Genomic DNA, 5422 nt, shown 5'->3' on the forward strand with positions numbered 1-5422 from the left:
CGTTTCCCAAGCTCGGGACCGGTATCCGTTGCGATGGTTCATGCGGTCGCTGCTTCGCTCGTGCGCACTGGCACCGCAGAGCTGGTCGACATCCAGCGCCATGAGGCGGTCGGCGACGAAACCGAGCATCTCGGCAAGCAGGTTGCTGTCAGATGTCTCTGACAAAAGCGCACGCAGCGCGGCAGTATCTGATAGACTGTTCTTGGTCATGGTCGTTCTCCTCGGTCAAAGTTAGGTCCGCAAACCAAACCTTAGCCGAAGAACAACCATGGCCGCCAAGGGACCCGCACGGGCCTCGCTTCGCTATGCGAAGGCTCCGCTCAGCCCGCGCTACCAGTGGGAGTTACACCAACTGTTGGGACACTGCTCCGAGGTGGCTGTCGAAGGGGCGAAGGGTCTCCCGCATTCCCAATGACGGCACAGTGAAAAGGAAAACTCATCCGAGCATTTCGGGCGACGCGGCTCATAGCTCCCAGCCGCATTGAGTTGAGCGCAGCGTCTCGGGTTGTCGAGCCGGTCGTTCAGACTCAGTGGCGGCATACCGAAACGAGAAGTAATAACTGCGGGTCAGGCACTTGCTCGACGCTGACACAAACACGTACTGCCTTTTCGGGGGCACTATTCTTTCTTGCTTTTCCTATTGCCATGAAACCTCGTCTGGGTAGGTTCATATGCTTGAGGAACGTCGGGGCTGAAGCGTTTAATCCGAAGGTCGGGACATTTGATTTAGCGAGGGCAAGATGATCATTGAGCGAGTTCAGATTGAGGAGGGTTTCCTCAATGGATTTGACGTTTGCCTGCGACCAGGTCTTAACGTGGTGATCGGCGCGCGTGGCACCGGTAAAACTACCCTAATCGAACTCATTCGATTCTGCCTTGGAGTCGACGGCTACACGCCCGAAACCACTAAACGTAGTCGTGAGCACGCGTTGTCGGTGCTGGGATCTGGTCAGGTCACTTTGACGCTGTTAGACGAGGGCCGCAGGATAGCAGTGTCGCGATCGGCCAACGATCCTGCCCCTCGTACTTCGGGGCCATTCCCGGCACCGATAGTGCTATCACAGACTGAGATCGAGACCGTTGGTCTACAGGCAGGTGGACGGTTGCGCTTGCTTGATGGCTTCATCGGGGACCAGCGCTTGGCCCTATCAATGGAAACGGAAACCATAGCTTCGGTCCGTTCGTCGACCGCCGAGGCGAAAACAATTCGCGCCGACATCGAGCGGTTGGATCAACAACTGGCGGAAATGCCGTCGATTTTGGAACAGATCGATCAGGTCGCGCCACAGGAGCAACAGCTGGCGGCACTCTCGGCTGACACAAGTGCAAAAACTGCCCAACTGGGCCAGCTCAGCAGTACCATCGCCTTGAAGGGCGTCGCGGCGGAAGCGATTCAAAGGTTTCGAAACGAAATCGCACGATGGCGTTCGTCGATCAACAGCAGCGGCCAAATGTCCCAAGAGGCTTGGCCTGATAATGCGGGAGACGATCCGCTTGGAGAGATGCGAGCACGGGTGGGGAAAGCCGAAGAGTATATCCGTTACTCTCTGCAAGAACTTGGCGCGGCCGAAGCCGTTGCCGCTTCGCTCGCCGATGGGATAGTGGCGGAGAAATTGGAATGCGAAGATCAGGCGCGAGATCTGCGTCGAGAGATTGAAGCTCTTCAAACTGGGGCTGGAGAAATCGTCCGACGAGGACAGTTGCTACGGGAGCGAAAGGCGCATCTGGAATCGCTGATGGCTGTTAGGCAGTCGCGGATCGCGAACCTTCAGGCCGTCATCTCGCGTCGCAATCAAGCATTGGACGCGCTTGAGGACATGCGGTCGACTCGATACGAGGCGCGGAAAGAGGCTGCAATGCGTCTCAACGAAGTACTTGGCCCCCGAATTAGAATAGTCGTGATGCGCGGCGGCCAGGCTGATGCTTTCGCAAGCGCGCTAACCGAATCACTGCGTGGCAGTGGTCTGCGGTACAACGACTTGGTGTCTGCATTGGCACCACGGATCAGCCCACGTGAGCTGTTGGAAGCCGTCGACAATGATGATTTCGACCTTATTGCAACCCGGGGTTCTCTAACAAAGGACAGGGCGGCCAAAGTCGTCGTCGCCCTCAAAGATGCGGACCTCGGTAGCATTGTGACCTCGCCCGTTGACGACTATGTCACGTTCTCACTAATGGACGGACCAGACTACAAGGACATTTCCGAACTTTCAACCGGCCAGCGCTGTACGGTTATCCTCCCTCTGGTGTTGCGGCACATGGAGCGCATTCTGATAGTGGATCAGCCGGAGGACCACATCGACAATGCCTTTATTGCGGACACCTTAATCAAATCCATTTTGGCGCGCCCCGTTAATGGCCAGTTGCTCTTCTCAACACACAACGCGAACATTCCCGTGCTGGGCTCTGCCGACTTTGTCCTACAGCTTGGTTCCGACGGTCGTCGTGGTTTCCCAATCACCCATGGTGCGCTGACCGATGCTCCGGTCGTTCACGCGATTACCTCAGTAATGGAAGGCGGTGCGGCAGCCTTCCAGCAGCGCGCCGGTTTCTATGGATCACAAGGCTTGGCATGACCAGGGAAGAAGCGCTGGACAAACTAAAGGCAACGTCCGCTCATTTGCGCGGTCAAGCTGCCCGTGCTCTCGGTGATGTTGGCCTTGGGACCGATTTGCCTCGCATTCGGAATGCCCAGCGGGAAGAAACTGTAACCTACGTAAACTATGCCCTTCAGGAGACTATCCGGCGGCTGGCCAAAGAACAGGCACCAGCGCCATCTGCGGATGAGGCCAATGTAGTATCAGGGGAGGTGCGAAAGCAGATTTATGGGAAGGCGATGGAGTGGATCACCGGGTTCCTCCTACACGAAATATCTTCGCCGATCGGTCTGGTTAGGCTTGCGGCTAAGCGAGAGCTTGGTGAGCATTGGGATGGATCAGGGACGAAACAGCATCTGGAGGCGGTCACACGGGTCTTCGATGCAATTGAGCTATTGAAAAACGCTGCCAGCGTGCCACGCCCTCAGGAATTTGACTTGTCAGCGCTCGTCGACGAACTCCTTGATGTCTACGGTCCTGAGAACCGTGAATGGATTTCGACGATCGGCGCCCGTCCGTTCCTCATCAAGAGCGACCCCTCGCTTGTCAGGATGGTGGTCGCGAACGGCATACGTAACGCTATTGAAGCCCAGCAGGTGGCAACTGCGCAACCCAGCCCTCATGACGTCACGATCAGCTGGGGTAATACCGACGTCGACTATTGGCTGGCGGTAGTGGACCACGGCGGCGGCATCACCGGACCGATCGAAACTGCCTTCGAGATCGGAAACTCGACAAAAAAGGATCACATCGGCTTCGGCTTAGCCATCGCCCGGCAGGCGGTGGAGACGATGATCGGTTCTCTGACCCTCGAGCCGGCGAAGCATGGCGGCGCACTCTACACCGCACGGTGGCGCAAGTGACTGCAAGTATATTGGTCGTCGAAGATGACGACGACTACATCGCCGAGCTTCGACGCATCATCTCCGAGTTCGGCGGCCAAGTGAACACGACATTTGTAACTAATCGCAATGACGCGGTAGCCAAGCTGGAAAGCGATTTCTTTGATTTGGCGATCCTCGACTTAAAGATCCCGACAGCTGCTGGCACAACCGATTTCGATTCCGAGCACGGGAAGTATGTGTTTCATCATGTTCGGAGCGTGACGCCGGGGACAAAAATACTTGTTCTCACTGGGTCGCCATCAGACGATTTTATCGCGCCGCTCCTCGCCCAGAAACACGTTTCGGACATTTGGAGCGAGGGTGCCAAGGTCGATACAGTCGAATTCCTAAGAAAGATCGATATCGATCAGGCACCAGAGAAAATTGGTAGGGTTGTATCTGCGATCCATGCTTTGTCCGAAATTGAACTTCAGACAAATGGACTCAATTTGTCGACGGGTGAAGATCGCCTTGTTCGCATCTTCGCCAAGCATTTCCATGCAGTCACATGCAGAATCTACCCAATTGGAGCGGGAAAATCCGGTGCCAGACCACTTCGATTGCAGATGTTCGATCAAACAGGCGCGCCCATTCGGGAAGTTGTTGCCAAGTTGGGCGAACTTCCACAAATGCAAGATGAGGACGCGCGGTACGATGCCCACGTTGTACTGCTCGACGGAGCTGCAACCCCCCGGAAGATGAAGCTACTGGAGTTCGGTGCGGGGGCAATGGCGGGTATCTTCTACCAACTCGCAAGCGGACACGATGCATCGATGTTTAAGACTATGGCAGAGGAAGATGAGCTGGCAGCAAAAGCTGTCGCCGCTACAGCTGATGCTCTTGATGGATGGTCGAAGGGCCGAAATCAGGAACGACGGTCAATAGCTTCGATAAGAGCGCAATGGGTGTCAGACGACTGGGCCGCCAAGCTGCATGCGGATTATGGGCTCGCTTGGGCAAAAGATTTCGAGAGCCGACAAGTACAGACTCGCTGGTGCTCTGTGCATGGCGACCTACACGGCGAGAACATACTCGTGTCCTCCGGGGGCGGCGTACTGGTCATTGATTACGGTGACGTCGGGTTCGGAGCAGCGGCCTACGATCCGATGACACTGGAATTGAGTGCAGTATTGCAGGACAATCCGACACGGGGACCAGACTGGCCGACTGCTGATGCTTGCCGCCAATGGCATAACCTCGAAATGTATCTCGTTGGTTGCCCTATGCCGGAGTTCATTCGGGCTTGCAGGTCTTGGTCCGAAAAACTGATGGTGGGCCAACGCGAACTGGCAGCGTGTGCGTACAGCTATTTGCTGCGTCAGCTAAAATACCCGGATACAGACAAGGACAGAATCCTGGCCTTGTTAGATGGTGTCCACGCTTGCTGGGACGGTTCATAGTCAGAATTGCGTCGGTAAGCTACGGGGGCCGCATACCCCCGTCTAATTTACGCTGAACCGGTCATTCGAGAAACTCAGTTCGAACGGCAGCTTCTCTAATTGGGCGTTTGGGTCAAGCTCGTTTTCCTTCTTTCTTGTGGATCATTGTCACTCATCCGGGTCACGCTTCTCTTCGCAGTTTGGTTGATGCCGTCGGGCATCGCTGCACGCATGTGTCGGATTGGCAGCGGAGAGCCTTGCTAAGGGACGCGCTTCTCGTTGCGCAGCAGCCATTTTCGGCTTCTTCCACAGACCTCGTCCGGTGAGGGACGATCCCGTTCGGCTTTTGAGGGTGGCGGATCAGATCATGCTGTGCCCTCCACCTGTGCCGGACGGAACTCGGTGCCATCTGTCCACATTCTATGCAGCAGGACGGCGAGCTTTCTGGCCACCGCGACAACGGCGCGGCGGCGTCCTTTGGTTCGCACCAGTCGCATGCCCCAGGACTTGATCTGAGAGCCTGCTATCGTGCGCATTAGCAGTGCATTCGCGGCCGCATAAA

At 56.2% G+C, this 5422-nt stretch carries 4 protein-coding genes and 1 pseudogene; 3 read left to right on the forward strand and 2 right to left on the reverse strand.

Going from position 1 to position 5422, the window contains the following annotated elements:
* Positions 1-210, reverse strand: a 210-nt coding sequence (locus A3722_RS01455; RefSeq protein WP_201721936.1) for a transposase, incomplete at its 3' end; no start/stop codon positions are given.
* 530 nt (positions 211-740) lie between these two features.
* Between A3722_RS01455 and A3722_RS01460 the strand changes: the two genes are divergently transcribed.
* From A3722_RS01460 to A3722_RS01470, 3 genes are read left to right on the forward strand one after another with little or no spacing between them, the layout of a single operon-like run.
* Positions 741-2576 (forward strand): ATP-binding protein, encoded by a 1836-nt coding sequence (locus A3722_RS01460; RefSeq protein WP_067627033.1) that lies wholly within the window; start codon positions 741-743, stop codon positions 2574-2576.
* Entirely contained in the window at positions 2573-3460 is an 888-nt protein-coding gene (locus tag A3722_RS01465; RefSeq protein ID WP_067627035.1) for a sensor histidine kinase, read from the forward strand. Before A3722_RS01460 ends, A3722_RS01465 begins: the two co-directional genes overlap by 4 nt.
* A complete protein-coding gene (locus tag A3722_RS01470; RefSeq protein ID WP_236627312.1) occupies positions 3457-4881 on the forward strand; it encodes a phosphotransferase in 1425 nt (474 codons plus the stop codon). The genes A3722_RS01465 and A3722_RS01470 overlap by 4 nt, the downstream gene beginning before the upstream one ends.
* 344 nt (positions 4882-5225) lie before the next feature.
* On the opposite strand, the pseudogene A3722_RS22975 reads toward A3722_RS01470, so the two are convergent.
* Positions 5226-5422: pseudogene (locus A3722_RS22975) on the reverse strand (IS110 family transposase); the annotation flags it as partial.

The sequence above is a fragment of the Sulfitobacter sp. HI0027 genome, assembly GCF_001634775.1.
In the GTDB taxonomy this organism is placed as follows: Bacteria; Pseudomonadota; Alphaproteobacteria; order Rhodobacterales; family Rhodobacteraceae; genus Sulfitobacter.

Excerpts from the sequence above, each read along its gene's own strand:
- A3722_RS01465 (WP_067627035.1), top strand. The coding sequence starts at position 2,573 with ATGACCAGGGAAGAAGCGCTGGACAAACTAAAGGCAACGTCCGCTCAT.
- A3722_RS01460 (WP_067627033.1), top strand. The coding sequence starts at position 741 with ATGATCATTGAGCGAGTTCAGATTGAGGAGGGTTTCCTCAATGGATTT.